General features: G+C 70.9%; 27 protein-coding genes. 13 read left to right on the forward strand and 14 right to left on the reverse strand.

Going from position 1 to position 25,287, the window contains the following annotated elements; translation table 11 throughout:
* Positions 1-103 precede the first annotated feature (103 nt).
* On the reverse strand, positions 104-970 hold the full coding sequence (locus BLP95_RS11770) for an ATP-binding protein (protein ID WP_089679647.1): 867 nt from the start codon (positions 968-970) through the stop codon (positions 104-106).
* A gap of 276 nt (positions 971-1,246) precedes the next feature.
* Here BLP95_RS11770 and BLP95_RS11775 point away from each other — a divergent pair, with 276 nt between their 5' ends.
* On the forward strand, positions 1,247-2,050 hold the full coding sequence (locus tag BLP95_RS11775) for a M48 family metallopeptidase (protein WP_089679649.1): 804 nt from the start codon (positions 1,247-1,249) through the stop codon (positions 2,048-2,050).
* Positions 2,051-2,054: 4 nt separating this feature from the next.
* Positions 2,055-2,312, forward strand: coding sequence for a hypothetical protein (locus BLP95_RS11780; RefSeq protein ID WP_089679650.1), 258 nt, complete (start codon positions 2,055-2,057; stop codon positions 2,310-2,312).
* 16 nt (positions 2,313-2,328) lie between these two features.
* Here BLP95_RS11780 and aroE read toward each other — a convergent pair whose 3' ends face one another.
* Genes aroE through BLP95_RS11805 form a run of 5 tightly spaced genes read right to left on the reverse strand, consistent with a single transcriptional unit; the run spans position 2,329 to position 6,934 of the window.
* Positions 2,329-3,141: a shikimate dehydrogenase gene (gene aroE / locus BLP95_RS11785; RefSeq protein ID WP_089679652.1), complete on the reverse strand. Its 813-nt coding sequence runs from the start codon at positions 3,139-3,141 to the stop codon at positions 2,329-2,331.
* Entirely contained in the window at positions 3,138-4,064 is a 927-nt protein-coding gene (gene hemF / locus BLP95_RS11790; protein WP_089679654.1) for an oxygen-dependent coproporphyrinogen oxidase, read from the reverse strand. Before hemF ends, aroE begins: the two co-directional genes overlap by 4 nt.
* Before the next feature lie 44 nt (positions 4,065-4,108).
* A complete protein-coding gene (gene tsaC, locus BLP95_RS11795) occupies positions 4,109-4,666 on the reverse strand; it encodes an L-threonylcarbamoyladenylate synthase type 1 TsaC (protein ID WP_089679656.1) in 558 nt (185 codons plus the stop codon).
* Positions 4,667-4,713: 47 nt separating this feature from the next.
* Positions 4,714-5,835 (reverse strand): DNA-processing protein DprA, encoded by a 1,122-nt coding sequence (gene dprA / locus BLP95_RS11800; protein ID WP_089679658.1) that lies wholly within the window; start codon positions 5,833-5,835, stop codon positions 4,714-4,716.
* A gap of 7 nt (positions 5,836-5,842) precedes the next feature.
* Positions 5,843-6,934 (reverse strand): LysM peptidoglycan-binding domain-containing protein, encoded by a 1,092-nt coding sequence (locus BLP95_RS11805; protein ID WP_089679660.1) that lies wholly within the window; start codon positions 6,932-6,934, stop codon positions 5,843-5,845.
* A gap of 164 nt (positions 6,935-7,098) precedes the next feature.
* Here BLP95_RS11805 and def point away from each other — a divergent pair, with 164 nt between their 5' ends.
* From def to BLP95_RS11840, 7 genes are all read left to right on the forward strand, one after another.
* On the forward strand, positions 7,099-7,611 hold the full coding sequence (gene def / locus BLP95_RS11810) for a peptide deformylase (protein WP_089679662.1): 513 nt from the start codon (positions 7,099-7,101) through the stop codon (positions 7,609-7,611).
* Positions 7,612-7,717: 106 nt separating this feature from the next.
* A complete protein-coding gene (gene fmt / locus BLP95_RS11815; RefSeq protein WP_089679664.1) occupies positions 7,718-8,707 on the forward strand; it encodes a methionyl-tRNA formyltransferase in 990 nt (329 codons plus the stop codon).
* Entirely contained in the window at positions 8,704-10,065 is a 1,362-nt protein-coding gene (gene rsmB, locus BLP95_RS11820) for a 16S rRNA (cytosine(967)-C(5))-methyltransferase RsmB (protein ID WP_089679666.1), read from the forward strand. Before fmt ends, rsmB begins: the two co-directional genes overlap by 4 nt.
* Positions 10,066-10,127: 62 nt before the next feature.
* Positions 10,128-10,334: a dodecin gene (locus BLP95_RS11825; RefSeq protein ID WP_023004329.1), complete on the forward strand. Its 207-nt coding sequence runs from the start codon at positions 10,128-10,130 to the stop codon at positions 10,332-10,334.
* 104 nt (positions 10,335-10,438) lie between these two features.
* Entirely contained in the window at positions 10,439-11,812 is a 1,374-nt protein-coding gene (trkA, locus tag BLP95_RS11830; RefSeq protein WP_023004328.1) for a Trk system potassium transporter TrkA, read from the forward strand.
* A 13-nt stretch (positions 11,813-11,825) separates the two neighbouring features.
* Entirely contained in the window at positions 11,826-13,274 is a 1,449-nt protein-coding gene (locus tag BLP95_RS11835) for a TrkH family potassium uptake protein (RefSeq protein WP_089679668.1), read from the forward strand.
* 257 nt (positions 13,275-13,531) lie between these two features.
* Positions 13,532-14,767 (forward strand): TraB/GumN family protein, encoded by a 1,236-nt coding sequence (locus BLP95_RS11840; RefSeq protein WP_089679670.1) that lies wholly within the window; start codon positions 13,532-13,534, stop codon positions 14,765-14,767.
* 152 nt (positions 14,768-14,919) lie between these two features.
* Here the strand turns inward: BLP95_RS11840 and BLP95_RS11845 are convergent, their stop codons facing one another.
* From BLP95_RS11845 to aceK, 3 genes are all read right to left on the reverse strand, one after another.
* A complete protein-coding gene (locus tag BLP95_RS11845) occupies positions 14,920-15,699 on the reverse strand; it encodes a tRNA-uridine aminocarboxypropyltransferase (RefSeq protein ID WP_089679672.1) in 780 nt (259 codons plus the stop codon).
* Positions 15,700-15,762: 63 nt separating this feature from the next.
* Entirely contained in the window at positions 15,763-16,497 is a 735-nt protein-coding gene (locus BLP95_RS11850) for an SIR2 family NAD-dependent protein deacylase (RefSeq protein ID WP_089679674.1), read from the reverse strand.
* A 72-nt stretch (positions 16,498-16,569) separates the two neighbouring features.
* On the reverse strand, positions 16,570-18,315 hold the full coding sequence (gene aceK, locus BLP95_RS11855) for a bifunctional isocitrate dehydrogenase kinase/phosphatase (protein WP_089679676.1): 1,746 nt from the start codon (positions 18,313-18,315) through the stop codon (positions 16,570-16,572).
* Between the two features lie 166 nt (positions 18,316-18,481).
* Here aceK and BLP95_RS11860 point away from each other — a divergent pair, with 166 nt between their 5' ends.
* The 4 genes from BLP95_RS11860 to BLP95_RS11875 are packed head-to-tail and all read left to right on the forward strand — an operon-like array spanning position 18,482 to position 21,600.
* Positions 18,482-19,660: a cation diffusion facilitator family transporter gene (locus BLP95_RS11860; RefSeq protein WP_089679678.1), complete on the forward strand. Its 1,179-nt coding sequence runs from the start codon at positions 18,482-18,484 to the stop codon at positions 19,658-19,660.
* 53 nt (positions 19,661-19,713) lie between these two features.
* Positions 19,714-20,502 (forward strand): pseudouridine synthase, encoded by a 789-nt coding sequence (locus tag BLP95_RS11865; RefSeq protein WP_089679712.1) that lies wholly within the window; start codon positions 19,714-19,716, stop codon positions 20,500-20,502.
* Positions 20,503-20,506: 4 nt separating this feature from the next.
* Positions 20,507-21,358 carry a tRNA cyclic N6-threonylcarbamoyladenosine(37) synthase TcdA gene (tcdA, locus tag BLP95_RS11870; RefSeq protein WP_089679681.1) on the forward strand — a complete coding sequence of 284 codons (852 nt, stop codon included), beginning with the start codon at positions 20,507-20,509 and terminating at the stop codon, positions 21,356-21,358.
* Between the two features lie 17 nt (positions 21,359-21,375).
* Complete coding sequence (locus tag BLP95_RS11875) at positions 21,376-21,600, forward strand: DUF1653 domain-containing protein (protein WP_089679683.1); 225 nt, start codon at positions 21,376-21,378, stop codon at positions 21,598-21,600.
* 97 nt (positions 21,601-21,697) lie between these two features.
* On the opposite strand, the gene bfr is transcribed toward BLP95_RS11875, so the two are convergent.
* The 5 genes from bfr to lptF all read right to left on the reverse strand — a co-directional run bounded on the left by bfr (position 21,698) and on the right by lptF (position 25,269).
* Positions 21,698-22,180: a bacterioferritin gene (gene bfr / locus BLP95_RS11880; RefSeq protein WP_023004318.1), complete on the reverse strand. Its 483-nt coding sequence runs from the start codon at positions 22,178-22,180 to the stop codon at positions 21,698-21,700.
* A 151-nt stretch (positions 22,181-22,331) separates the two neighbouring features.
* Entirely contained in the window at positions 22,332-22,538 is a 207-nt protein-coding gene (locus BLP95_RS11885) for a (2Fe-2S)-binding protein (RefSeq protein ID WP_089679685.1), read from the reverse strand.
* 102 nt (positions 22,539-22,640) lie between these two features.
* Complete coding sequence (locus BLP95_RS11890) at positions 22,641-23,111, reverse strand: RDD family protein (protein ID WP_089679687.1); 471 nt, start codon at positions 23,109-23,111, stop codon at positions 22,641-22,643.
* A gap of 14 nt (positions 23,112-23,125) precedes the next feature.
* Positions 23,126-24,190, reverse strand: coding sequence for an LPS export ABC transporter permease LptG (gene lptG, locus BLP95_RS11895; RefSeq protein ID WP_089679689.1), 1,065 nt, complete (start codon positions 24,188-24,190; stop codon positions 23,126-23,128).
* Positions 24,187-25,269, reverse strand: a complete 1,083-nt coding sequence (lptF, locus tag BLP95_RS11900; RefSeq protein ID WP_089679691.1) for an LPS export ABC transporter permease LptF — start codon at positions 25,267-25,269, stop codon at positions 24,187-24,189. The genes lptG and lptF overlap by 4 nt, the downstream gene beginning before the upstream one ends.
* Positions 25,270-25,287: the final 18 nt, after the last annotated feature.

Consider the following 25,287-nt stretch of genomic DNA (forward strand, 5'->3'; position numbering starts at 1 on the left):
CGATCTGATGAGGCGAATAGCGAGCTATTTAACGAATCAGATCGAATGAAATTGGCCGAAAGACCGGATCTCGCCGTAGATCGGTGTTAAGCCCGACAGGCTCCTAGCGCCCGTGAAGGCGCCGGCGGCCCACCCACTGGGTGGCGAACTGCCAGGCGCCGCGACCGCTGCGCCCGCCGCGCAGGGTGGCGAAGCGGATCGCCTCGGCGCGCGCCTCGGCACTCCAGTCCTCGCGACGTCCCAGCTGGGTGACCCAGTGGCAGCACGCCTCCAGGTAGACATCCTGGTTGAAGGGGTGGAAGCCCAGCCACAGCCCGAAGCGGTCGGAGAGCGAGATCTTCTCCTCCACGGCGTCGCCGTGGTGGAGCTCGTCGCCCACCAGTCGCGAGCCCTCGTTGTCGCTCATCGATTCCGGCAGCAGGTGGCGGCGGTTGGAGGTGGCGTAGAGCAGCACGTTGGGCGGTGGCCCGGTCAGGGCGCCATCCAGCACGCTCTTGAGCGCCTTGTAGGCGTCGTCGTGCCCCTCGAAGGAGAGGTCGTCGCAGTAGACCACGAAGCGGTGATCCTGATGGCGCAGCTGTTCCACCAGCATCGGCAGGCCGGCGAGGTCGTGGCGGTCGACCTGCACCAGGCGCAGCCCCTCTCCGGCCAGGCTGTTGAGCAGGGCGCGGATCAGCGACGACTTGCCGCTGCCCCGGGAGCCCCACAGCAGGGCGTGGTTGGCCGGATGGCCCTGCAGGAAGGCGCGGGTGTTGTCCACCAGCGCCAGCTTCTGGCGCTCGATGCCCAGCAGGTCGTCCAGGCTCAGGGCATCCCGGGGTGGCACCGGCAGCAGACGGCCGCCCAGGGCGTGGCGCTGCCACAGCGCGGCCACGTCCCGCGACCAGTCCACCTCCACCGGGGCCGGCGGCAGCCAGTGCTCGACGTGATCCAGCAGGTGCAGCAGGCGACGCGACAGCTCGGCGTCCATGTTTCTCTCCTTCTCCATGTCGATGTCGGCGCACAGACCGCATGAGGCGCCGGGGACAGGCCGAAGAGGGGGTCCTATGCCAGGGATGGCATCGGTAGCGCCCAGGGAGGGGTTCACAGCGCCCCCTCGCAGGCCTGTCGCCGGAGAAGCCTCATGCCATCAGGCACACCGTGTCAGTGGTTGACCTTGCAGGCGTTCCGGGTATCTTGTGGCGAACTCGGACGCCCGTCCAGCGTCTTACCCGACTGGATGCCACCGCCCCACAAGGAGACCCCCATGCGCTGGATCACGCCCCTCGCCGTCGGCGCCCTGTGCCTGACCCTGGCCGCCTGTACCACCTCCCCCACCGGCCGCCAGCGGTTGACCCTGGCCTCCGACGCCCAGCTCGACCAGATGGGCGCCCAGGCCTTCCAGCAGTACCAGCAGGAGCGTCCCATGGTGGGCGGCAGCCCCCAGCGCTATGTGCAGTGCGTGGCCGACGCCCTGGTGCGCGCGCTGCCGCCCCAGCAGCGCCAGGCCGAGAACTGGCAGATCCGCGTGTTCCGCGACGACTCGGCCAACGCCTTCGCCCTGCCCGGCGGCTACATGGGGGTCAACACCGGCCTGCTGGAGGTCGCCCGTAACCAGGACCAGCTGGCCGCGGTGGTCGGCCACGAGATCACCCACGTGCTGGCGCGCCATGCCAACGAGCGGGTCTCCACCCAGACCGCCACCCAGCTGGGGCTCTCGGTGCTCTCCTCGGCCGCGGGCCTGGAGGGCGCGGGCGGCCAGCAGCTGATGGGCGCACTGGGCATGGGCGCCCAGTACGGCATCCTGATGCCCTTCTCCCGCCGCCACGAGAGCGAGGCGGACGAGCTGGGCCTCTTCCTGATGGCCGACGCCGGCTTCGATCCCCGGGCCAGCCTGGCGCTGTGGGAGAACATGAGCGCCCAGGGCGGCGCGCGGCCGCCGGCCTGGCTCTCCAGCCACCCCAGCCACGGCCAGCGCACCCAGGACCTGCAGGCGCGCATGGACGAGGCCCTGGCTCGCTATGAGCGCGCCCGCCAGGCCGGCCGTACACCCGACTGCCCGAGGCCATGAGGCGATGCTGAGACTGGGACTGCTGCTGCTGATCGTCCCCATGCTGGTGCTGATGGGGGCCTACTTCTGGGAGTATGCGGGCGTGCGGGAGTGCGTCCTCGCCGGCGGCCACTGGGACTACCTGGAGGGGGTCTGCCGCGAGACGCCACAGCCCTTCGTCTCCTGGCTCGACCGAGCCCCCTGGCTGGTCAACGGCGGCATGCTGGTGTCGCTGGTCGGCCTGGCGCTGTGCATGGCGGGGCTCTATACCAAGCGGCGCTGAAGGGCGCCGCCGGGGGTCACAGGGCCTGGCGCAGCCGCTCCCGCACCGGGGCCGTCGCGGGGCGCTTGCCGCGCCACTGGAAGAAGGACTCCGCCGCCTGCTCCACCAGCATGCCGAGGCCGTCGAGGGGACGCGCGCCGCGCGCGGCGGCCCAGCGCAGGAAGACGGTGGGTTCGGCGCCATACATCATGTCGTAGGCGGTGGCGCCCGGGGCGAAGAGGTCGTCGGGCAGCGGCGGCAGGTCGCCGGCGAGGCTCGCGCTGGTGCCGTTGATCACCAGGTCGAAGGGGCCGGCCACGGCATCGAAGCCGCCGCCCTCGACCTCGCCAAGGTCATGGAAGTCGGCGGCCAGCCCCGCGGCCTTCCCGGCAGTGCGGTTGGCCAGGAACAGGCTCGCCGGCGCCTCGGCCAGCAGCGGCTCGAGCACGCCACGCACCGCGCCCCCCGCGCCCAGCACAAGCACCCGCGCGCCCCGCAGGGCGACGCCGTGGCCGACCAGGTCGCGCACCAGGCCCACGCCGTCGGTGGTGTCACCGTACGTAAGGCCGTTGCCGCCGAGGATCAGGGTGTTCACCGCCCCGGCGCGGCGGGCGCGCTCGCTGAGGGTGTCACACAGGCGGAAGGCCTCCTCCTTGAAGGGCACGGTGACGTTGGCGCCGCGGCCCCCCTCGGCGCTGAAGCGCCGCCAGGCCCCTGCGAAGTCATCCAGCGGCGCCTCGATGGCGGTGTACGCGATGGCCTCGCCCGTCTGCTCGGCGAAGGCGGCGTGGATCAGCGGCGACTTCGAATGAGCCACCGGGTGGCCGAAGACGCAGTAGCGGTCGGTCATGAGCTCTCCTCTTCCCCCAGCCAGTCCCGGGGGCTCAGGTAGTGGGCGTAGAGCGCCGCCTCGGGGCTGCCGGGCTCGGGGTGCCAGTCGTATGCCCAGCGCGCCAGGGGCGGCATCGACATCAGGATCGACTCAGTGCGCCCGCCGCTCTGCAGCCCGAACAGGGTGCCGCGGTCCCACACCAGGTTGAACTCCACGTAGCGCCCCCGGCGGTAGAGCTGGAAGTCGCGCTCGCGCTCGCCGAAGGGGGTCTCCCGGCGCCTGGCCACGATGGGCAGGTAGGCGTCGAGGAAGGCGTCCCCCACGGCGCGCTGGAAGGCGAAGCAGCGCTCGAAGCCCCCGTCGTTGAGGTCGTCGAAGAAGAGCCCGCCCACGCCGCGGGTCTCGTCGCGATGCTTCAGGTAGAAGTAGTCGTCGCACCAGGCCTTGAAGCGCGGGTAGACGTCGTCGCCGAAGGGGGCGCAGGCGTCCCTGGCCACCCGGTGCCAGTGCACCACATCCTCGTGCACCGGGTAGAAGGGGGTCAGGTCGAAGCCGCCGCCGAACCACCACACCGGCGACTCCCCCGCCTTCTCGGCGATGAAGAAGCGCACGTTGCCATGACTGGTGGGGACGTGGGGGTTCTCCGGGTGCAGCACCCAGGAGACCCCCACCGCATGGAAGCTGCGCCCGGCGAGCTCGGGCCGCGCCGCCGTCGCCGAGGGCGGCAGCCGCTCGCCGTAGACATGGGAGAAGTTGACCCCGCCCTTCTCGAACACCCGCCCGCTCTCGATCACCCGGGAGCGCCCGCCGCCGCCCTCGGGGCGCTCCCAGGCGTCCTCGCGGAAGCCGGCGCCGCCGTCCGCGGCGGCCAGGGCATCACACAGACGCTCCTGGAGGTCGAGCAGGTAGGTCTTGACATGGTCGAGTCGGGGATCGGCCAAGGGGTTCTCCTGAAGCAGCAAAGGATCGGGCGGCGAGGTATCGGTCAGTCGCGCAGCACCCGGCCGCTGACCAGGTCGCGGATGGTGCTGGGGCGTTCGAGGCCGCCGAGCTCGCCCTCGACGATGGCATCCAGGGCGTCGCCGAAGATGGCGCGCACCTCGTCGGCGCTCATGGCCGGCGGCTCGCTGGCGATGTTGGCCGAGGTGGAGACGATGGGGCCGCCGAAGGCGTCGCATAGGGCGGCCACCAGCGGATGGGCGCTGACCCGCAGGGCGACCCGGTCATGGTCGCCGCGCACCAGGGCGCGGCTGCGGCCGTTGTCCGGCACCAGCCAGGTGTTGGGCCCCGGCCAGCTGGCCGCCAGGGGGGCATGCAGCTCCGGCTGCAGCCCCTCGAGCCATTCGCCGAACTGCTCGATGCGCCCCGCCACCAGGATCACCCCCTTGGCGGGGTCGCGGCGCTTGAGGCGCAGCAGCCGGGTCAGCGCCGCGTCGTCGTCGGGGTCGCAGCCCAGCCCCCAGACCGCCTCGGTGGGGTAGGCGATCACCCCGCCCCGGCGCAGGGCGGCGATGGCATGCTCGATCTGGCGGGCCTGGCTCATGGGACGGCTCTCCTCGCGTGGCGGCGGCACAACGGCGAAGGATTCTATCACGGCGCCGAGAGGCGCACCCAGCCGCCGGCGACCCGCGCCGCCTGGCCCTCCAGCTCCAGCGCCAGCAGGCGCCGCTGGCACTCGGCGACATCCAGCCCGGTCAGCCCCACCAGGGTGTCGGCCGGGGTGGGGCTGCCGCTCAGCCAGCGCAGCAGGGGGTCGCTCGAGGACCCCGGCGACTCCGGGCCCCCCGGGGCCTCGGCCGCGGCGGCGGAGGGCGCCAGGGCGATGCCGGCCCACTGGGTCAGCTCGGCGAGGATATCGTCCACCTCGCGCACCAGCACGGCGCCCTGGCGGATCAGCCGCAGGCAGCCACGGGCCTGGGGGTTGTGGAGCGAGCCCGGCAGGGCGAAGACCTCACGTCCCTGCTCGCCGGCCAGCCGGGCGCTGACCAGCGAACCGCTCTGCTCGGCCGCCTCCACCACCAGCACGCCGCAGGAGAGGCCGGTGACGATGCGGTTGCGGCGCGGGAAGAAGCCGGCCCGGGCCGGGGTGCCCGGGGGATGCTCGGCCAGCAGCAGGCCGCCGGGCTCGCGCAGCCGCTGGTGCAGGCGGTGATGGCGAGGTGGATAGACCACATCGACGCCGCAGCCGAGCACCGCCACGCTGGCGCCGCCGGCGTCCAGCGCCGCCTGCTGGGCGGCGGCGTCGATGCCCAGCGCCATGCCGCTGACCACGCACCAGCCACGTCCGGCGAGCTCGCGGGCGAAGGCGCCGGCATTGGTCAGCCCTTCGCGGGTGGCACGCCGGGAGCCCACCATGGCCAGGCGCGGTGGCTCGAGGGCGGCAAGGTCGCCCCAAGCCCACAGCAGGGGCGGCGGGTCGGGGATCTGGGAGAGCAGCTCGGGCCAGGCAGGGTGGCCCGGGTAGAGCAGGTGGCGATCGTCGGCCTCGGCGACCCAGGCCAGCCGCGCCTCCACCTCGGCGGTGAGGGGACTGCGGGCGGGGTGGTCGAGCCACAGCCGCAGCGCGCTGGCGCACCGCGGCGGCAGGATCGCGAGCCAGCCGTCGGGCCAGGCCGGCTCACGGGCGGCAAGCTCGGCCAGGGCGCCCGCCCCGAGCCCGGGCAGCGCGGCCAGCGCCAGCCACTCCCGAGGGCCCAGCCGCGCCGCAGGCATGGTGGCCTCAGCGCAGGGCGGCGCTGACCGCCCGTTGCGGGTTGTGGACCCGGTCGCCCACGGAGAGGGTGCGGCTGGCCTTCATCACCAGGCCGTAGCTCATCTTCTCGTAGGGCCGAAACACCATCACCAGGCCGGCGTCCTCCCCCGGCAGGCGCAGCTGCTCGCCGGTGCGCGGGTCACTGACCAGCTCCCCGCGCTGCTCGACCATCAGCACATGGCCGGCCTCGAGGCCGTCGCGGCGGCCGCGGTCCAGCGCCACCACCTGCAGGCGGCCGATGAACTGCACCCCGCCGGGCACCGCCAGGATGGTGCCCTCCACCTCGCGCTCGGGGGCGCGGGGGACGAACTGGGTCACCAGGGCACGATCCTCCAGTGGCAGCACGATGTCCCCGTTGCGTACCTCCTGGCGCGAGGCGGTCACCTCGAGCACCGCGATCTCCTCCTCCTGGCGCTCGCGGCGGGCCTGGCCGACGCTCTCCAGCTCCAGGCCCAGCAGCTCGCCGCTGGCCGGGTCGAGGAAACGCTCACCCACACGGTAGAAGCCGACGCGCCCGCCACCAGGCACCTCGCCGCGCGCGTAGAGGCGGTCACCCACGCCGCTCATCAGGCGGCGGTCGTCGCCGCCCACCACATAGGCCAGCTCGTCGAGGGCCTCGGGATCCTCCACCACGCGATGCTCGCGCAGGAAGTGGCGGATCGCCTCCAGCGGGATCGGCTCGATCGCCTCGCGGTGGGGGATGGTGCGCATCTCCGGGGAGAGCCTGGCCTGCCCCTGGCCGCGCTCCAGGCCCAGGCAGGGTCGACCGCCGCAGTCGTAGAGGTAGATGACATCCCCGGGATAGATCAGGTGGGGGTTCTCGATCTGCGGGTTGACCTGCCATACCTCGGGCCACTGCCAGGGGTGGCGCAGGAAGCGCCCGGAGATGTCCCACAGGGTGTCGCCACGCACCACGGTATAGCGCTCCGGCGCATCGTGGCGCAGGTCGTCGTCCCAGTCGGGCCCCTGCGCCTGGACCATGGCGGCCACCAGCATGCCCAGCGCCGCCGCCGCGCCCAACACGCCGCGCCGCGCCCTGCCGTCTCGTCTCTGCTTCATCCCTGCTCTCCCCCGCGTGCCGACGGCCGCTGCCATGGAACGTCACCGGCGTGGTATAGTCTGAGGTTATCGATATGTTGTGCATCCGGCGCTGTCTGGCGCCGGGGCCACACCCTAGAATAGTGTCATTGTGTAAATGACAGCATAACGGTGAATCCAACGCCATGGCCAAATTACCCATCCTCGAGTATCCCGACGAGCGCCTGCGCACCCGGGCGGCGCCCGTGGCGGAGGTCGATGACGAGATCCGCCGGCTGGTCGACGACATGCTGGAGACCATGCACGACGCCCGCGGCATCGGCCTGGCGGCGACCCAGGTCGACGTGCACCGTCGGGTGATCGTCATGGACGTCAGCGACGACCGCACCAGCCCCCTGGTGCTGATTAACCCCGAGGTCACCCCGCTCGGCGAGGCGCGCGAGCCGATGCAGGAAGGGTGCCTGTCGATCCCCGAGTACTATGCCGAGGTCCCCCGCGCCCTGCGCGTGCACCTCAAGGCGCTGGATCGCGACGGCAAGCCCTACGAGCTGGAGGCCGACGGCCTGCTGGCACACTGCATCCAGCATGAGCTCGACCACCTCGAGGGGGTGCTGTTCGTCGACTACCTGTCGCCGCTCAAGCGCGACCGCGTGATGAAGAAGATGCAGAAGCGCCACAAGCTGATGCAGGGCGCCTGAGTCCGGCGCCACGTCCCGCGAAGGCCGACGCTCCCGCGTCGGCCTTCGTCGTTTCCGGCCCGCTCCGTTATCATGGGAGCATCGCCCACTGGCAAGGCCCGGATCCATGTCCCGACCCCTCGACATCATCTTCGCCGGCACCCCCGACTTCGCCGCCGAGAGCCTCAAGGCGCTGCTCGCCAGCCGCCACCGCGTGATCGCGGTCTACACCCAGCCCGACCGCCCCGCCGGTCGCGGCCGCAAGCTGACGCCGAGTCCGGTCAAGGCGCTGGCCCTCGAGCACGGTCTGCCGGTCCACCAGCCCCAGAGCCTCCGGGATCCCGCGACCCAGGCGGAGCTCGCCGCCCTGGGCGCCGACGTCATGGTGGTGGTGGCCTACGGCCTGATCCTGCCCCGGGCGGTGCTGGAGGCGCCACGGCTGGGCTGCCTCAACGTCCACGCCTCGCTGTTGCCGCGCTGGCGCGGGGCCGCCCCCATCCAGCGCGCCATCGAGGCGGGCGACACCGAGAGCGGGGTGACCATCATGCAGATGGACGAGGGGCTCGACACCGGCGACATGCTGCGGGTGCGCCGCACCCCGATCACCGCCACCACCACCGGCGGGGAGCTCCACGACACCCTGGCCGCGCTCGGCGGCGAGGCCCTCGTCGAGGCGCTGGACGCCCTCGCCGAGGAGGGCCTGGCCGCCACTCCCCAGCCCGAGGCCGGGGTCACCTACGCCGCCAAGCTCTCCAAGGCCGAGGCCGAGCTGGACTTCCGCGAGCCCGCCGAGGCCCTGGCCGCCCGGGTGCGTGCCTTCAACCCCTGGCCGGTGGCCTGGTGCGCCCTCGCCGACGACCGCCTGCGCCTGCTGCTGGCCGAGCCGGGGAGGCTCGCCGCCGGCGAGGCGCCTGCCGCCCCCGGCACCTTGCTGGCCCATGACGACACGGCCCTGCGCATCGCCTGCGGCCCCGCGGGTGACCAGGTGCTGCGGGTCACCCGCGCCCAGTTGCCCGGCGGCAAGGCGCTGCCCGTCGCCGAGCTGCTGCGCGCCCGCGCCGACCGCTTCCCCACCGGCCTGCGCCTGGGCCGCCACGACGAGGAGACCCCGGCATGAGCGATGCTCCCGGCAAGCCCCGCCGCCCCGCCTCCCGGGGCATCGAGAACGACGGCGGGCTGGCGGTACGCGCCGCCGCCGCCCGCGCCCTGGTGCCGGTGATCACCGGCAAGGGCTCCCTCACCGGCCTCGACGACCACCAGGTGGTGACCCGCGACCGCGCCCTGTTCAAGGCGCTCTGCTTCGGCGTCTGCCGTACCCTGCCGCGCCTCGAGGCGCTGGCCGGCCGGCTGCTGGTCAAGCCTTTCAAGGCCCGCGACGCCGACGTCCAGGCACTGCTGCTGCTGGGCATCCACCAGCTGCTCTACCTGCGGGTGCCCGCCCATGCCGCGGTGGGCGAGACCGCCGGTGCCGCCCGCCTGCTCGGCAAGGAGTGGGCCACCCGGGTGCTCAACGGCTGCCTGCGCCGCCTGCAGCGCGAGTCCGGCACGCTCCAGGCGGAGGTCGACCGCGACCCCGCCGTGGCCCTGCTGCACCCCAAATGGCTGCTCAAGGCGCTGCGCCAGGCCTGGCCCGACGACTGGCGCGCGGTGGCCGAGGCCAACAACGTGCCGGGGCCGATGACCCTGCGGGTCAATCGCCGCCAGGGCGACCGAGAGGCCTACCTGGATCGCCTCGCCGCCGCCGGCCTGGAGGCGCGCCTGTGCGCCCACGCCCCGGACGGCATCACCCTGGAGACGCCCTGCGACGTCCATGACCTGCCGGGCTTCGCCGAGGGCCATGTCAGCGTCCAGGACGAGGCGGCCCAGCTCGCCACGGTGCTGCTCGGCCCGGTGCTGGCACCGCGCCCAGGCGCACGGGTGCTCGATGCCTGCTGCGCCCCGGGCGGCAAGACCGCCCACCTGCTGGAGGTGTTCGACATCGACATGCATGCGGTGGACAGCGACGCCGAGCGGCTGGCCCGGGTCGAGGGCGCCCTGGAGCGCCTGGGCCTCGGCGCGCGCCTGGCCCATGGCGACGCCACCGCCCGCGACTGGTGGGACGGCACCCCCTTCGAGGCGATCCTGCTCGACGCGCCCTGCTCGGGCAGCGGCGTGATCCGCCGCCACCCCGACATCAAGCGCCTGCGCCGTCCCTCGGACATCAAGGCGCTGGCCGCGCTGCAGGCCCGGCTGCTCGACAACCTCTGGCCGCTGCTGCGCCCCGGCGGCACCCTGCTCTACGCCACCTGCTCGGTGCTGCCCGAGGAGAACCGCGACCAGATCGCCGCCTTCCTGGCGCGCACCCCGGACGCCCGGGCCATCACCCCGCGGGACGTGGCCTGGGGACGCCCTGCCGGCGAAGGCCGCCAGCTGCTGCCGGAGGTCGACAGCCACGACGGCTTCTTCTATGCCAGACTCAGGAAGGCCGATGCCTGACGCGGGAGGTCACCTTCCCGGCAGGCCGGCATGACCGTACGTCCACACGCGCCGGAGGCACCATGAGCCACCACACCTACAAGCACATCGAACTCACCGGCTCCTCGGAGCAGGGCATCGAGGCGGCCGTCGACAACGCCCTCGCCAAGGCCGCGGAGAGCCTCCACGGCATGCGCTGGTTCGAGGTCACCGACACCCGCGGGCATATCGAGCATGGTCGCGTGGCCCACTGGCAGGTCACCATCAAGGTGGGCTTCACCCTCGACTGAGGCCCACCCGCCTGTCCTTCCCGTGACGGCTGGTTTAGGCTAGCCGTCACGTGCTGCGGTGCACCAGCTGACGCCGCCCCTCGACCCAGCGGAATCCCCACGCGATGAAGATCATCATTCTCGGCGCCGGCCAGGTCGGCGGCACCTTGGCCGAACACCTGGCCCGCGAGGAAAACGACATCACCGTCGTCGACACCAACGGCGACAAGCTGCGCGAGCTGCACACCAAGCTCGACATCCGCACCGTGGTGGGCCCCGGCTCCTATCCCATGGTGCTGCGCCAGGCGGGCTGCGAGGACGCCGACATGCTGATCGCGGTGACCAGCCAGGACGAGGTCAACATGATCGCCTGCCAGGTCGCCCATACCCTCTTCCGCACCCCCACCAAGATCGCCCGGGTGCGGGCCACCGCCTACCTCACCCGCCGCGGTCTGTTCGCCCACGAGGCGGTGCCCATCGACGTGCTGATCAGCCCCGAGCAGGTGGTCACCGACCATATCCGCCGCCTGATCGAGCACCCCGGTGCCCTGCAGGTGCTGGAGTTCGCCGGCGGCCTGGTGCAGCTGGTCGCGGTCAAGGCGATCTACGGCGGCCCGCTGGTGGGCCAGGACCTGGCCTTCCTGCGCCGCCACATGCCCAGCGTGGATACCCGGGTGGCGGCCATCTACCGCCGCAACCGGCCGATCATCCCGCGCGGCGACACCGTCATCGAGGCCGACGACGAGGTGTTCTTCATCGCCGCCCGTCGCGACATCCGCGCGGTGATGAGCGAGCTTCGGCGCCTCGACCGCGACTTCCGCCGGGTGATCATCGCCGGCGGCGGCAACATCGGCGAGCGCCTCGCCGAGCACCTCGAGCACAGCCACCAGGTCAAGATCATCGAGCACAGCCTGGAGCGCTGCACGGTGCTCTCCGAGCGCCTCGACCGCACCGTGGTGCTGCACGGCAGCGCCACCAGCAAGCGGCTGCTGGAGGAGGAGAACATCGAGGAGTGCGACATCTTCTGCGCCCTGACCAACGACGACGAGGTCAACATCATGTCGTCGATGCTGGCCAAGCGCATGGGCGCCAAGAAGGTACTGACGCTGATCAACAACGCCGCCTACGTCGACCTGGTGCAGGGCGGCGAGATCGACATCGCCATCTCGCCCCAGCAGGCCACCATCGGCAGCCTGCTCACCCACGTGCGCCGCGGCGACATCGTCAACGTCCACTCCCTACGCCGCGGCGCCGCCGAGGCCATCGAGGCGATCGCCCACGGCGACACCCAGTCCTCGCGGGTGGTGGGCCGCGCCATCGGCGAGATCGAGCTGCCCCGGGGCACCACCATCGGCGCCATCGTGCGCGGCAAGGAGGTGCTGATCGCCCATGACGACGTGGTGGTGGAGTCCGGCGACCACGTCATCCTGTTCGTGATCGACAAGCGCCGTATCCGCGACGTGGAGCGACTGTTCCAGGTCGGGCTGACCTTCTTCTGACGGGGAGTCATCGATGAGCCTGCGCATGATCCTGCGCATCCTGGGGCTGCTGCTGATGCTCTTCAGCCTGACCATGATGCCGCCCATCCTGATCTCGCTGCTGTTCGGCGACGGCCAGTGGGACGCCTTCGCCGTGGCCATCGCCATCACCGTGGCCACCGGCGCGCTGATGTTCCTGCCCAACCGCCGCGCCCGCAAGGAGCTGCGCACCCGCGACGGCTTCCTGATCGCCGCCCTGTTCTGGAGCGTGCTGGCACTGTTCGGCTCGTTGCCACTGATGCTCACCGGCGAGGCGGCGCTCTCGGTGACCGATGCGGTGTTCGAGTCCTTCTCGGGGCTGACCACCACCGGCGCCACCGTGATCACCGGCATCGAGCACCTGCCCGAGTCGATCCTCTACTACCGTCAGCAGCTGCAGTGGCTAGGCGGCATGGGGATCGTGGTGCTGGCCGTCGCCATCCTGCCGACCCTGGGGGTCGGCGGCATGGCCCTCTACCGCACCGAGATCCCGGGCCCCCTCAAGGACTCCAAGCTCACCCCGCGCATCACCGAGACCGCCAAGGCGCTGTGGTACATCTACGCCTCGCTGACCATCGCCTGCATGCTCGCCTACATGGCCGCCGGCATGGACTGGTTCGACGCCCTGGGCCACAGCTTCTCCACCGTGGCCATCGGCGGCTTCTCCACCTACGACGCCAGCATCGGCCACTTCGACAGCGCCGCCATCGAGCTGATCTGCGTGTTCTTCCTGCTGGTCTCGGCGGTCAGCTTCAGCCTGCACTTCACCGCCTGGCGCCAGCGCAGCGTACTGCACTACTTCGAGGATCCCGAGGCACGCTTCCTGCTGCTGTTCCTGGCCGGGCTGACCACCATCACCGCCGTCTCGCTGTGGCTCACCGGCACCTACGAGACCGAGCTGGGGCTGCGCCATGCGCTGTTCGAGGTGGTCTCGGTGGCCACCACCGCCGGCTTCGCGGTGGCCGACTTCTCGCTGTGGCCCGGCGCCCTGCCCTTCCTGCTGTTCGTGGCCGCCTTCGTCGGTGGCTGTTCGGGCTCCACCGGCGGCGGCATGAAGGTGATCCGCATCATCCTGATCCTCAAGCAGGGCATGCGCGAGGTGATGCGCCTGATCCACCCCAGCGCGGTGATCACGGTGAAGATCGGCAAGGTGAGCGTGCCGGACGGCATCGCCCAGGCGGTGTGGGGCTTCTTCTCCGCCTACGTGATGCTGTTCTTCCTGATGCTGGTGGGGGTGATGGCCACCGGCGTCGACCAGGTCACCGCCTGGTCCACGGTGGGCTCGGCGCTCAACAACCTGGGCCCGGCGCTGGGCGAGGCCTCGGCCCACTACGGCGACCTGCCGACCCTGGCCAAGTGGATCCTGGTGATCGCCATGCTGCTGGGGCGCCTGGAGATCTTCACCGTGCTGGTGCTGTTCACCCCGGCCTTCTGGCGCCGCTGACACCTCAGGGCTATCGCAGTTAGCCATGCGGCGATAGCGAAAGGCGCCGTGGACAGGTCGGAGAGGGGGTCCGAGGACCAGGGATGGCCGAGGTAGCCTACAAGGACGAACTCGTAGCGCCCCCTCGCAGGCCTGTCGCCGGGTCAGCCTTGAGCGGTGCTGCCATCTGCGATAGCCCTGGATGACACCTCCCCCGGTTTGGCCAGGGACTGGCGTTCGTGGATAATCAACGCTTCACTCTCTCGAAGCGAGCCTCCATGACCGAGACCCAGGCCCCGACCCGCCCGGACGATGCCACCAGCGGCCCGCAGCGGGTCCTGCAGGTCGGCGAGACCCGCTACACCCTGCTCGGCACGGCCCACGTCTCCGCCGAGAGCGCCGCGGACGTGCGCCGGCTGATCCGTTCCGGCGAGTTCGACGCCGTGGCCATCGAGCTGTGCGACTCCCGCCACCAGAGCCTCACCAACCCCGACGCCCTGGGCGAGCAGGACCTGTTCCAGGTCTTCCGCCAGGGCAAGGCGGGGATGGTGGCGGCGAGCCTGGCGCTGGGCGCCTTCCAGCAGCGCCTGGCGGAGCAGTCCGGCATCGAGCCCGGCGCCGAGATGCGCGCCGCCCTGACGGAGTCGAAGCGGGCCGAGCTGCCGCTGCTGCTGATCGACCGCGACGTGGGGGTCACCCTCAGGCGCATCTACCACAATGTTCCTTGGTGGCAGCGTTTCTCGCTGTTCTCGGGGCTTCTTGGCAGCGTGATGTCACGCCAGGAGGTCTCCGCCGAGGAGATCGAACGGCTCAAGGAGGGCGACGTCCTGGAGTCCACCTTCAGCGAGTTCGCCGCCGAGTCCGTGCGTCTCTACACCCCGCTGATCAGCGAGCGTGACCGCTACATGGTGCTGCGCCTGGCGGAGGACGCCCCGCCGGGGCGCTACCGCAACGTGCTGGTGGTGATCGGCGCCGGCCACATGAAGGGCATGGCCGAGCAGTTCACGGCGCCGCTACCCGAGGCCCCACGCCCGGAGCGCGAGGCACTGGAGGCCACGCCACCGCCGTCGAAGATCTGGAAGGCGCTGCCCTGGCTGATCACAGGCCTGGTGCTGACCGGCTTCGCCATCGGCTTCTCGCGCAACACCGGCCTGGGCTGGCAGCTGGTGGCCGAGTGGTTCCTGATCAACGGCGTGCTCTCCGCGGGGGCGACCCTGGCGGCCCTGGCCCACCCGGTGACGGTGATCGCCACCTTCTTCGCCGCCCCGCTCACCTCGCTCAACCCCACCATCGGCGCCGGCTTCGTGGCCGCCGGGGTGGAGCTCTACCTGCGCAAGCCCAAGGTGCGCGACTTCTCCACCCTGCGCCACGACGTCACCGCCCTCAAGGGGTGGTGGCGCAACCGGGTGTCGCGCACCCTGCTGGTGTTCCTGCTAGCCACCCTGGGCTCCGCCGCCGGCACCTGGATCGCCGGCTTCCGCATCGCCGGCACCCTGTTCGGCGGCTCGCCTTGATCAATCCAGGAGCCCCTAGGGCCCGGGGCTGACCTGGCGACAAGCCTGCGAGGAGGCGCTGTGAATACCTCCATGTACGCTACCGACGCCATCCATGGCGTAGGACCTCCTCTACGGCTTGTCACCAGCGCCCCTATCTTTGCGTTATAGCGCTATCCCTTTCGCGCCAGCAGGCGCTGCATCGCCGCCGTCGGCGCCTCGATCTTCTCGAAGCGCCGGCTGGCGGCGTAGCTGTCGTTGAAGGCATCGAAGTAGTCGTCCAGTACCCCGGCGGCCTCGGCGTCTCCCCCCTGGCGCAGCAGCTCGGCGGCCACCTCGGCGGTGCACAGGTGCGCGGCAGAGGCCGGCTTGCGCAGCCGGTAGCGGGTCAGGCGCTCGGTGCGCAGCGGCAGCACCGGCAGGGCATCCAGGTAGGGGCTCTTGCGGAAGATGCGGCGTGCCTGGCGCCAGGTGCCGTCGAGCAGCAGGTAGACCGGGATGCGCCCCGCCGCCTTCGCCTCGGCCACGGCGTCGATGCCCACCACGCGCTCGGCGTAGTCGGGCTGGTCGTCGGGGAAGACCACGAAGGGGGCGAAGCGCTCGTCCGCCAACAGCGACAGCAGGCGCTCGTCGGGCGCGGTGCGGTACCAGGTGAAGACCTCGGTGTCGGGCAGCACATCGTGGATCAACCGCCCGGTGTTGGTGGGCTTGTGGTGCTCCATGGGATGGGTAAGCAGCCACACCCGTGCCTCGCTGTCGGCCGTCGCCGCATAGGGACAGAGGCAGTTGAGCATGGGCAGGTGGCACCCCGGGCAGCGCTCCACGAAACTGCCGCGCGCCTTGAACTCGCGGCGCGGCGGCCTCGGATGACCGGTGGCGGGGTCCCGGTCGAGCTCGGTCTCCGGCGCGCGCGCCTGGCGGGTCTCGGGGTCGTGGTAGCGGTCGTCCTGCATAGGGGGCCTGTCCGGGGCGAAAACGGGGGCGCATTCTAGCATGCGGCCTGCCCCCTGCCCGCCTCAGCCCAGCAGCGTCTCCGGGACCCACAGCCGCCCTTCGCGCCGCCAGTGGCGCACCAGCGCCGGCACCCCCTTGCCGGCGGGCTGGCTGAGCCGCGCCACCCCCGGCGGGGCCAGCGCCTCGACCTCAGGGTCGACCAGCACGCAGGGTGCGCCGAGGGGGGCATGCTGCAGCAGCGAGGCGGCCGGCATCACGGCCAGCGAGGTGCCCACCACCAGCACCAGGTCCGCGCCGCCGACGATCTCGCAGGCCTCCCCGAAGTGGGGCACCTCCTCGCCGAACCACACCACGTCGGGGCGCAGCTGGCTGCCCTTGTCGCAGATATCGCCCAGCTCGATGCCGCCCCGGGGCAGCGGGTAGTGCATGCGCCGGTCCACCGTGGAGCGGGCCTTGAGGATCTCGCCATGCAGGTGGAGCACCTGGCGCGAGCCGGCCCGCTCGTGGAGGTCGTCGATGTTCTGGGTGACGATGCTGACCCGGAAGCCCTGCCGCTCCAGGGCCGCCAGTGCCTTGTGGGCGGCGTTGGGGCGCGCCCGGCGCACCTGGTCACGACGGGCATTGTAGAAGGCCAGCACCCGCGCCGGGTCGCGCCGCCATGCCTCGGGCGTGGCCACCTCCTCGACGCGGTGGTCGGCCCACAGGCCATCGTCGGCGCGGAAGGTCTGGATGCCGCTCTCGGCGCTGATGCCGGCGCCGGTCAGCACCACCAGGTGGGGGGCACGCTGCGGGGTCATGGCACCTCCTCGTCTGCCGAACCGGTTCCCGGGACGACACTACCACCCGCCCCACGGAGCGGCCAGCCGCGGCTAGTGCACCAGGCCGTTCTCCTCGCCGCCGGCGAAACGCTGCTTATTGCGGTAGGGGTAGACGTCGATCACCCGGCCCTCGAGGATCGCCTGCTGCAGCCCCTGCCAGTAGTCGGCGTCGAAAAGCTCGGGGTGGAGCTGGGTGAAGAGCCTGCGCAGCCGGATATCGGCGAACAGGAAGGGCCCGAACTCCTCGGGGAAGATGTCGTTGGGCCCCACCGAGTACCAGGGCTCATCGGCCAGCTCCTGCTCGGGATAGAGCGGCTCCGGAATGTGCCGGAAGTGGCACTCGGTGAGGTAGCACACCTCGTCGTAGTCGTAGAACACCACCCGGCCGTGGCGGGTGACCCCGAAGTTCTTGAGCAGCATGTCGCCGGGGAAGATGTTGGCGGCGGCCATCTGCTTGATGGCGTTACCGTAGTCCTTGAGCACCGCGCGGGTCTCCTGCTCATCGCACTGCTCGAGGTAGAGGTTGAGCGGGGTCATCATGCGCTCGGTGTAACAGTGCTTGATGATCACCTTGTCGCCCCGCAGTGTGACGGTGGAGGGCGCCACCTCCAGCAGGTGCGCCAGGCAGTCCGGGGCGAAGTGGTCCTGGCGGGCGATGAAGTTGGAGAACTCCTGGGTATCGGCCATGCGCCCCACCCGGTCGTGGCGCTTTACCAGGCGGTACTTCTCGCGCACGTTCTCGCGGCTCATCGTCTTGCCGGGATCGAAGCGGTCCTTGATGACCTTGAACACGGTGCGAAACGACGGCAGCACGAACACCGCCATGACCATGCCGCGCACCCCGGGGGCGATGATGAAGCGGTCCTCGCGCCGGGCCACCTGGCGGTTGAGGGCGCGGAAGAACTCCGTCTTGCCGTGCTTGAAGAAGCCGATGGCGGCGTAGAGCTCGCCCTGGGGCTTGTCGGGCATCAGCCCCTGCAGGTAGTGGACGAACTCGCTGGGCACCACCACCTTGACCTGGAAGTAGGCGCGGGTGAAGGAGAAGATGATCGACACCTCGTCGGGCTCGATCAGCACGGTGTCCAGGCAGAGCCCCTGCCCCTCGGCGTGGAGTACCGGCAGCACCAGCGGCACCTGCTGGCCGCCGCCGCGTACGCGCCCCACCAGGTAGGCGCCCTTGTTGCGGTAGAAGACGCTCTTGATCAGCTCGATTTCGGCCTCGGGATCCGCGCGGATCGCCTCCGGCAGCAGCCGCTCGAGCGCCGCGGCGCCAAGGGCTGCGTCCCGCTCGAGGTCGATGAAGGGCGTCGTGAAGCGCGCCTCGCCCAGCGCCCAGCGCACCCCGCCCTGCCAGTCGCCGCCCACCCGGTGGTGCCGGCAGAGGGTGAGCCCGGAGTGGTGCGCCGCCCGCTCCCGGGAGCTGTAGACGAACATCCAGTCGTTACGGATATGGCGGTGGTGGAAGAGCGAGCAGAACATCGAGTTGAAGTAGGTCTCGGCGAGCTCGTAGTCGAGCCGCTGGGCGATCAGCTCGGCGTAGTGGGCCCGCGCCAGGCGCCAGCACTCGAAGTCGGTGAGGCGCTCCTCGTCGACGCTGCGCCGCAGCCGGGTCAGGGTATCCTCGACCTTCGCCTCGTAGAGGTTGATGCGCTCGGCCGAGGCCTGCTGCGCCTCGCGCCAGGCCGCCTCGGCGAAGCGGCGGCTGGCGTCCGCGGTGATCGCCTTGAAGCGCGAGCGGTACTCGTCGAAGCCATGCAGGATGGTGGCGGCGAGGCGGTAGGCGGGTGAAGTGGGCATGGACGGCTCCGGGCGACATCGGGCAGGCCCCCAGCATGCCCAGAAGCCGCCGACGGGGCGAGCCGACCATGGTGGCAGCGGCACCTTGCGCAAATCAGGACCTTTTCGGTACCATTTAGGCGATGCCGCCAACGCGGTTCCCCAGGGAAGCGCCCCAGGATCGACCATGCAGACCAATCCCGAGAAGCATCAGGCCACGCGCCGCATCACCCTGCTGTCGGTGGTCGTGAACACCGTGCTGGGGGTGGCCAAGATCGTCGTGGGCTGGATCGTCGGCTCGGCCGCACTGATCGCCGACGGCATCCACTCCTTCTCCGACCTGGTGACCGACGGCTTCGTGCTCGCCGCCTCCCACTACGGCCACCAGGGGCCCGACCACGACCATCACTATGGCCATGGCCGTATCGAGACCCTGGCCACACTGTTCCTGGGCAGCGTGCTGATCTTCGTGGCCGGCGGCATCGTCTGGTCAAGCCTCGACCGCCTGCTGGCCAACGCCGCGATCCCGCCCCCCGGCCTCTGGGCGATCCTGCTCACCATGCTGGCCCTGCTCGCCAAGGAGTGGCTGTTCCATGTCACCCGCCGGGTGGCGCGGCGCATCGGCTCCAAGGTGCTCGAGGCCAACGCCTGGCACCACCGCAGCGACGTGCTCTCCACCGGGGTGGTCACGGTGGCGCTGATCGGCAGCCAGTTTGGCGCCACCTGGATCGATACCCTGGCGGCGGTGATCGTCGGCCTGATGGTGGGCAAGGTGGGCTGGGACCTGCTGTGGGAATCCGGCCGCGAGCTGGTGGATACCGCCCTGCCGCTGGCCACCCAGGAGGAGATGCGCCGGGTGGCGATGAGCGTGCCCGGGGTGGAGGGAATCCACGACCTGCGCACCCGCCAGTCCGCCGGCCACACCATGCTCGACCTGCATGTGGTGGTGCCGCCGCGCATCAGCGTCTCCGAGGGGCACGAGATCGGCAACGAGGTGAGCCGCCGGCTGCGCAACGCCTTCCCCGCCCTCACCGACCTGACCTTCCACGTCGACCCCGAGGACGACGCCGGCGAGGGCGACCCCAGCCGCTTCCCCGGCCTGCCGCTGCGCCCCGAGGTGGAGGCCGCCCTGGCGCGGCGCTGGGAGGCGCTGGACGTCTGGCCGGAGATCCGCGAGATGGAGCTGCACTACCTGGAGAACGCCGTCACCGTGGTGATCTGCCTGGACGAGGCCTCCCCCCGGGACAGCCAGGCGGAGGCCCGGCGCCTGGAGGCCACTGCCCGCGACATCGACTGGCTCTCCCGCGTCGAGGTGCGCCGCCTGGCCGGCACGCCCTGGGTGCCGGCCGCCCCGGCACGGGGATGACATCGCCGCGGCGGACGGCGACAATGGCCGCCCTTCCCGAACCGGACCCGGCCATGGCAGACGAGCTGCGCCTTCTGCATCGCGATGAGCACCTGGTGGTGGTGCACAAGCCCGCCGGGCTGCTGGTGCACCGTACCGCCCTGGCGCGCGGCGAGCGCGAGTTCCTGCTGCAGCGCCTGCGCGACCGGCTCGGCCGGCGGGTCTACCCGGTACACCGCCTCGACCGCCCCACCTCCGGGGCCATGGTGTTCGCACTCTCCCCCGAGGTCGCCGCGCGGCTGGCAGAGGCCTTCGCCGGACGCGAGGTGGCCAAGCGCTACCTGGCGGTGGTGCGCGGCATCGGCCCCGAGGCCGAGCGGCTCGCCTACACGCTGCGCGAGGAGGACGGCCGGCGCCCCAAGGCGGAGATGCCCGCCCAGGAGGCGCTGACCGATATCCGGCGCCTGGACAGCGTCGAGCTGCCGGTTCAGGTGGACCGCTACCCCCGGAGCCGCTATTCGCTGATGGAGGCGCGCCCCCTGACCGGACGGCGCCACCAGATCCGCCGCCACCTCTCCCGGCGTGGCTACCCGATCATCGGCGACGCCAAGCACGGCAAGGGCAACCACAATCGCTTCTTCGCCGAACGGCTCGACGCCCCCCGGCTGCTGCTGGCGGCCGTGGGCCTGGCCTTCGACCACCCCGTCGAGGCGTATCGCCTGGAGATCGAGTGCGCCCTGGACGCCACCATGGCCGCGCTGCTCGAGCGCCTCGGCTGGGCCGGCCACCTGCCGCTGGATGCCGTGCGCCAGGAGCCCGCCACCGCGGCCAGCGTCCCCCACTCCCCCTTCGTCACCCCATAGGACCATGAGCGACCCCATCTCCGCCTCCCCCGCCAGCATCGTCGAGGACGACCACGCCCTGCGCTTCGGCGGCATCCGCCGCCTCTACGGGGCCCGCGCCTTCGCCCACTTCCGCCGCGCCCATGTGGTGGTGGTGGGCGTGGGCGGCGTGGGCAGCTGGGCCGTGGAGGCCCTAGCACGCTCCGGCATCGGCCGGCTCACCCTGATCGACCTCGACGACGTCTGCGTCTCCAACGTCAATCGCCAGCTCCACGCCCTGGACGGCAGCGTGGGTCGCCCCAAGGTGGAGGTGCTGGCCGAACGCTGCCGGGCGATCCAGCCCGGCATCGAGGTGGTGGCGGACGCCGCCTTCGTGACCCCCACCAACCTGGCCGAGCGCATCCCCGAGGACGCCGACCACGTCATCGATGCCATCGACAGCGTGGTGGCCAAGGCGGCGCTGATCGCCTGGTGCCGGCGGCGCAAGCTGCCGATCACCGTGACCGGCGCGGCGGGCGGGCAGACCGACCCCACCCGCATCCGGGTCGCCGACCTCACCCGCACCGAGCACGACCCGCTGCTGGCCAAGGTGCGCGCCAGGCTGCGCCGTGACTTCGGCTTCTCGCGCAACCCCAAGCGGCGCTTCGCGGTGGAGTGCGTCTACTCCGACGAACAGCTGGTCTATCCTGGCAGCGACGGCGAGGTGTGCTTCCAGAAACCCGGCAGCGGCGAGGCTACCCGCCTGGACTGTGCCTCGGGCTTCGGCGCCGCCACCTTCGTCACCGGCAGCTTCGGCTTCGTGGCGGCCTCGCGCACCCTGGCGCGCCTGGCCCGGCGGGCCGCCGAGGCGCCCTTCCCGGGCGATGATGCCCCATGACCCTTCAGGAGAGCCCCATGACCCGTCCGCATCCGGTTCCCGGCATCTACGCCCACTACAAGGGCAACCGCTACGAGGTGCTCGGCGTGGCCCACCATAGCGAGAGCGAGGAACCGCTGGTGGTCTATCGCGCCCTCTACGGCGACTACGGCCTGTGGGTGCGGCCGCTTGCGATGTTCACCGAGCTGGTGGAGGTGCAGGGCGAACCGGTGCCGCGCTTCGACCTGGAGAAGGCCTTCTGAGGCAGGCTCGCGGGCCAGGGCCTTAACGAGCACCGGCGCCACGATGGGCGCCGGTGTCGGGAGGGAAGTCAGGAAGGAATAAGGCGCTGGGCGGCGATCACTCGTCGCCGGCCTCCTGCATCTGCTTGAGCAGGTAGTTCTCGATGCCGACCTTGTCGATCAGGCCGAGCTCGGTCTCGATATGGTCGATATGCCCCTCCTCGTCCGCCAGCAGGTCACGGAAGAGGTCGCGGGTGACGTAGTCCTTGACCTGCTCGCAGTACTCGATGGCGGCGATATAGTCGTTGCGCCCCTCGTGCTCGATCTTGAGGTCGCACTCGAGCATCTCGCGCACGTTCTCGCCGATGTGCAGCTTGCCGAGGTCCTGCAGGTTGGGGATGCCCTCCAGGAAGAGGATGCGCTCGATCAGCTTGTCGGCGTGCTGCATCTCCTCGATGGACTCGTCGTACTCCCACTTGGCCAGCTTCTGCAGCCCCCAGTCCTTGTACATCTTGGCGTGCAGGAAGTACTGGTTGATGGCCACCAGCTCGTTGCCCAGGGCGCGGTTGAGGTGTTCGATGACCTTGCTGTCGCCTTTCATGTCGTAGCCTCTCGTGTGGCGGGAAGATGACGAAAGCTTGGCACGTGGCCGCGAGGCTTGCCAAGCCGTGTCATCCAGTCTAGCGGATCACGAAAGAAATCCAATGAAATCAGCTACATGTTAACGTCAACGAGAACGATGGCGATTGCCGTCAGACGGCGTAGGCGAGGTCCTCGGCGGCGGCCATCAGCTCCTCCCGGACCGCCTCGCGGGTGAGGCTCTTGCCCACGCAGGCGCACTTGCCGCACTGGGTGCCGCAGCCGGTCTCGGCCTGGACCTCGCGCCAGCTGCGTGCGCCCTCCTCCACCGCCTGGCGGATGCGGTGATCGGAGACCCCCTTGCAGATGCAGACGTACATGAGCTCACCTCGCGTTGGATAGCGAGATCAAATGTAAATGATTCCCATAGTGTATTGCAACCGCGAATCGACCTTTGTCTGATCCCGGTCAATCGACGGCGGCTATCGCTTGGGCAGCACCACCACCTGGGTCCCCGAGGCGATGTCGGGCCAGCTGCGCCGCTCGGGATCGAACAGCACCCACAGGTAGCCGAGCCCGAAGGCGGCAAAGGAGAGGCAGGCCACCGCGAAGCGCAGCATCGCCTGGCGCAACGAGATGGTGTAGCCGTCGCGAGTCTGCACCCGCAGCCGCCAGGCCTGCATGCCCAGGGTCATGCCCCCGCGGCACCAGAAGAAGGCGAAGAAGGCGAAGGCCGAGGCCAGCATGATCAGCCGCAGCGAGACGACCTGCGCCACCCCCGCGCCGACCTGTTCGGCGGGGAGCCCCACCAGGTGGCGCACCGCCAGCAGGTGCAGCCCGGCCACCAGGACCCAGATGGCCACCACCAGGAAGGCGTCGTAGAGCATGGCGCCCAGGCGGCGGCCGAGTCCGGCGGGCCAGACGTCGTCGAGCTGTGTGAAGCGGCGCGGCATGGGCCCTCCTCGTCTCAGCCGCTACGCCGCAGCAGCAGGATGCCCACCGCGGCGCAGATCAGGGTTGGCGCCAGCACCGCCCAGGCCGGCGAGAAGCCAAACAGGGTGGAGGCCGGCGCCAGCAGGTCCTGCAGGTACTTGAAGGTCAGGCCGGTGACCACGCCGTAGAAGACCCGGGTGCCGGCAGCGACGCTGCGCAGCGGGCCGAACACGAAGGAGGCCGCCACCAGCACCAGCGAGCCCATGGTCAGCGGCATCAGCAGCTTCTGCCAGAAGTAGAGCAGCGGCTGGGTCGCCTGCTGCCCCTGGTCGCGCAGATAGCGGGCGTAGGCCCACAGCTCGCTCGGCGCCTGGCTCTCCACGTCGCGCAGCAGCCGGGAAAGCTGGGCCGGGGTCAGTTCGGTCTGCCACTCGAGGGTGGCGTGCCGGCTCGCCTCGGTGCCCCCCTCGGCGAAGCGTGTCACGGCGACCTCCTCCAGCACCCAGCGCCCGTCGCGCCAGGCCGCGCGGTCGGCGCGCAGCGCCTCCACCAGGCGCTGTCCCGCGAAGCGGTAGCGGGTCAGGTCGAGCACGGTATCGTCGGCGCGGATGGCGCCGAAGCGGTAGAAGCTGTCGCCCTCGCGCTGCCAGCCGCCGCGCTCGGTGACCACCGCCCCGGCGCCCTGGATCCGCTCGACCCGCCAGGCGCTGGCGAACTGCTCGGTGCGCGGGGCGACGTACTCGGCGATCAGGAGCACGACCACCACCACCAGGATGATCGGCTTCATGGCCCCCCACAGGATCCGTGCCAGGGAACGCCCGGCGGCCCGGATCACGGTGAGCTCGTTGCTGGATGCCATGCTGCCCAAGCCGATCAGTGCGCCGATCAGCACCGCCACCGGGGCGTACTGGTAGAGCCGCCAGGGCAGGCGCATCAGCAGGTAGAGCAGCACCTGCAGGGCGCCGTAGTCGCCCTCCACGTCGCCCAGGTCGTTGATGTAGGTGATCACCAGGTCGAGGCCCAGCAGCACCAGCTGCACCACCAGGATGGCGCCCAGCACGTTGCGCGCCAGGTAACGGTCGAAGCGATCGGCGATCATCCGCTCATCCCCCGGCGCTGGGCCCGCGCCATCAGCCACAGCCCCAGCGCCAGGAAGCCGCCGTGGATCGGCCACATGCCCACCGCGGCCGGCAGGCTGCCGCGGCCGATGGCGTCCAGGGCCGCCAGCAGCAGGCTCAGGTAGGCCACGAACAGGAATATCGCCGGCAGCAGCTTGGCGAAGCGCCCCTGGCGCGGGTTGACCCGCGACAGCGGCATCGCCAGCAGGGTGAGGATGAACACCATCAGCGGCATCCCCAGCCGCCACTGCAGCTGGGCGCGCGCCGCGGGTGAGTCATCGCCGAGCAGCGCCGCGGTGGAAGCCAGCTCGGCCGAATCGAGTTCGCGCAGCGACTCGGCCCGGGAGAGGCGCACTGCGTAGGTCTCGAACTCCAGGCGCTCGGCCACCTGGCGGCCCGGTTCGACGCTGTAACGCTCGCCGTCGGTGAGCACCAGGAAGCGACTGCCGGTCTCGTCATCCACCGCCTGGTGGCCCGCCTCGGCGCGGGTCACCACGCTCTCGGGCGTGCCGTCGCTGCGCCGCTGGCGTTCGCTGATGAAGACCCCGCGCATCTCGTCGCCCTCCTCGCTGAAGCCCTCGGTATAGGCGGTACGCCCGCTGCCGAACTCCTGGAAGCGCCCGGGGCCCAGGGTGGTGAAGTCGACCCGGCTGCGCTGCTCCTCCAGCAGGGTCTCGGTCTGCAGGGCCCCCGCCGGGGTCAGCCACAGGCTGCACGCCCCGACCAGCACGGCCACCAGGGTAGCCGGCACCAGGCTGACCTGGAGCAGCCGGTTGGGGCTGGTGCCGCAGGCCACCAGCACGGTGATCTCGCTGTTGAGATAGAGCTGGCCGTAGGCAAGCAGGATACCGAGGAAGAAGGCCAGCGGCAGGATCAGCTCCATGAAGCCGGGCAGGTGCAGCAGCATCAGGGTGCCCAGGATATCGGCGGGGATCTCACCCTCGGCGGCGTTGCTGAAGTAGCGGATGAAGCGACTGCCCATGATCACCAGCAGCAGCACGCCGGCCACGGCGGCCATGGTCAGCAGGATCTCGCGGGTGAGGTAACGGAAGATGATCATGCGGCGTCTGCCATGCAA

The sequence above is a fragment of the Halomonas shengliensis genome, assembly GCF_900104135.1.
GTDB lineage: Bacteria > Pseudomonadota > Gammaproteobacteria > Pseudomonadales > Halomonadaceae > Halomonas > Halomonas shengliensis.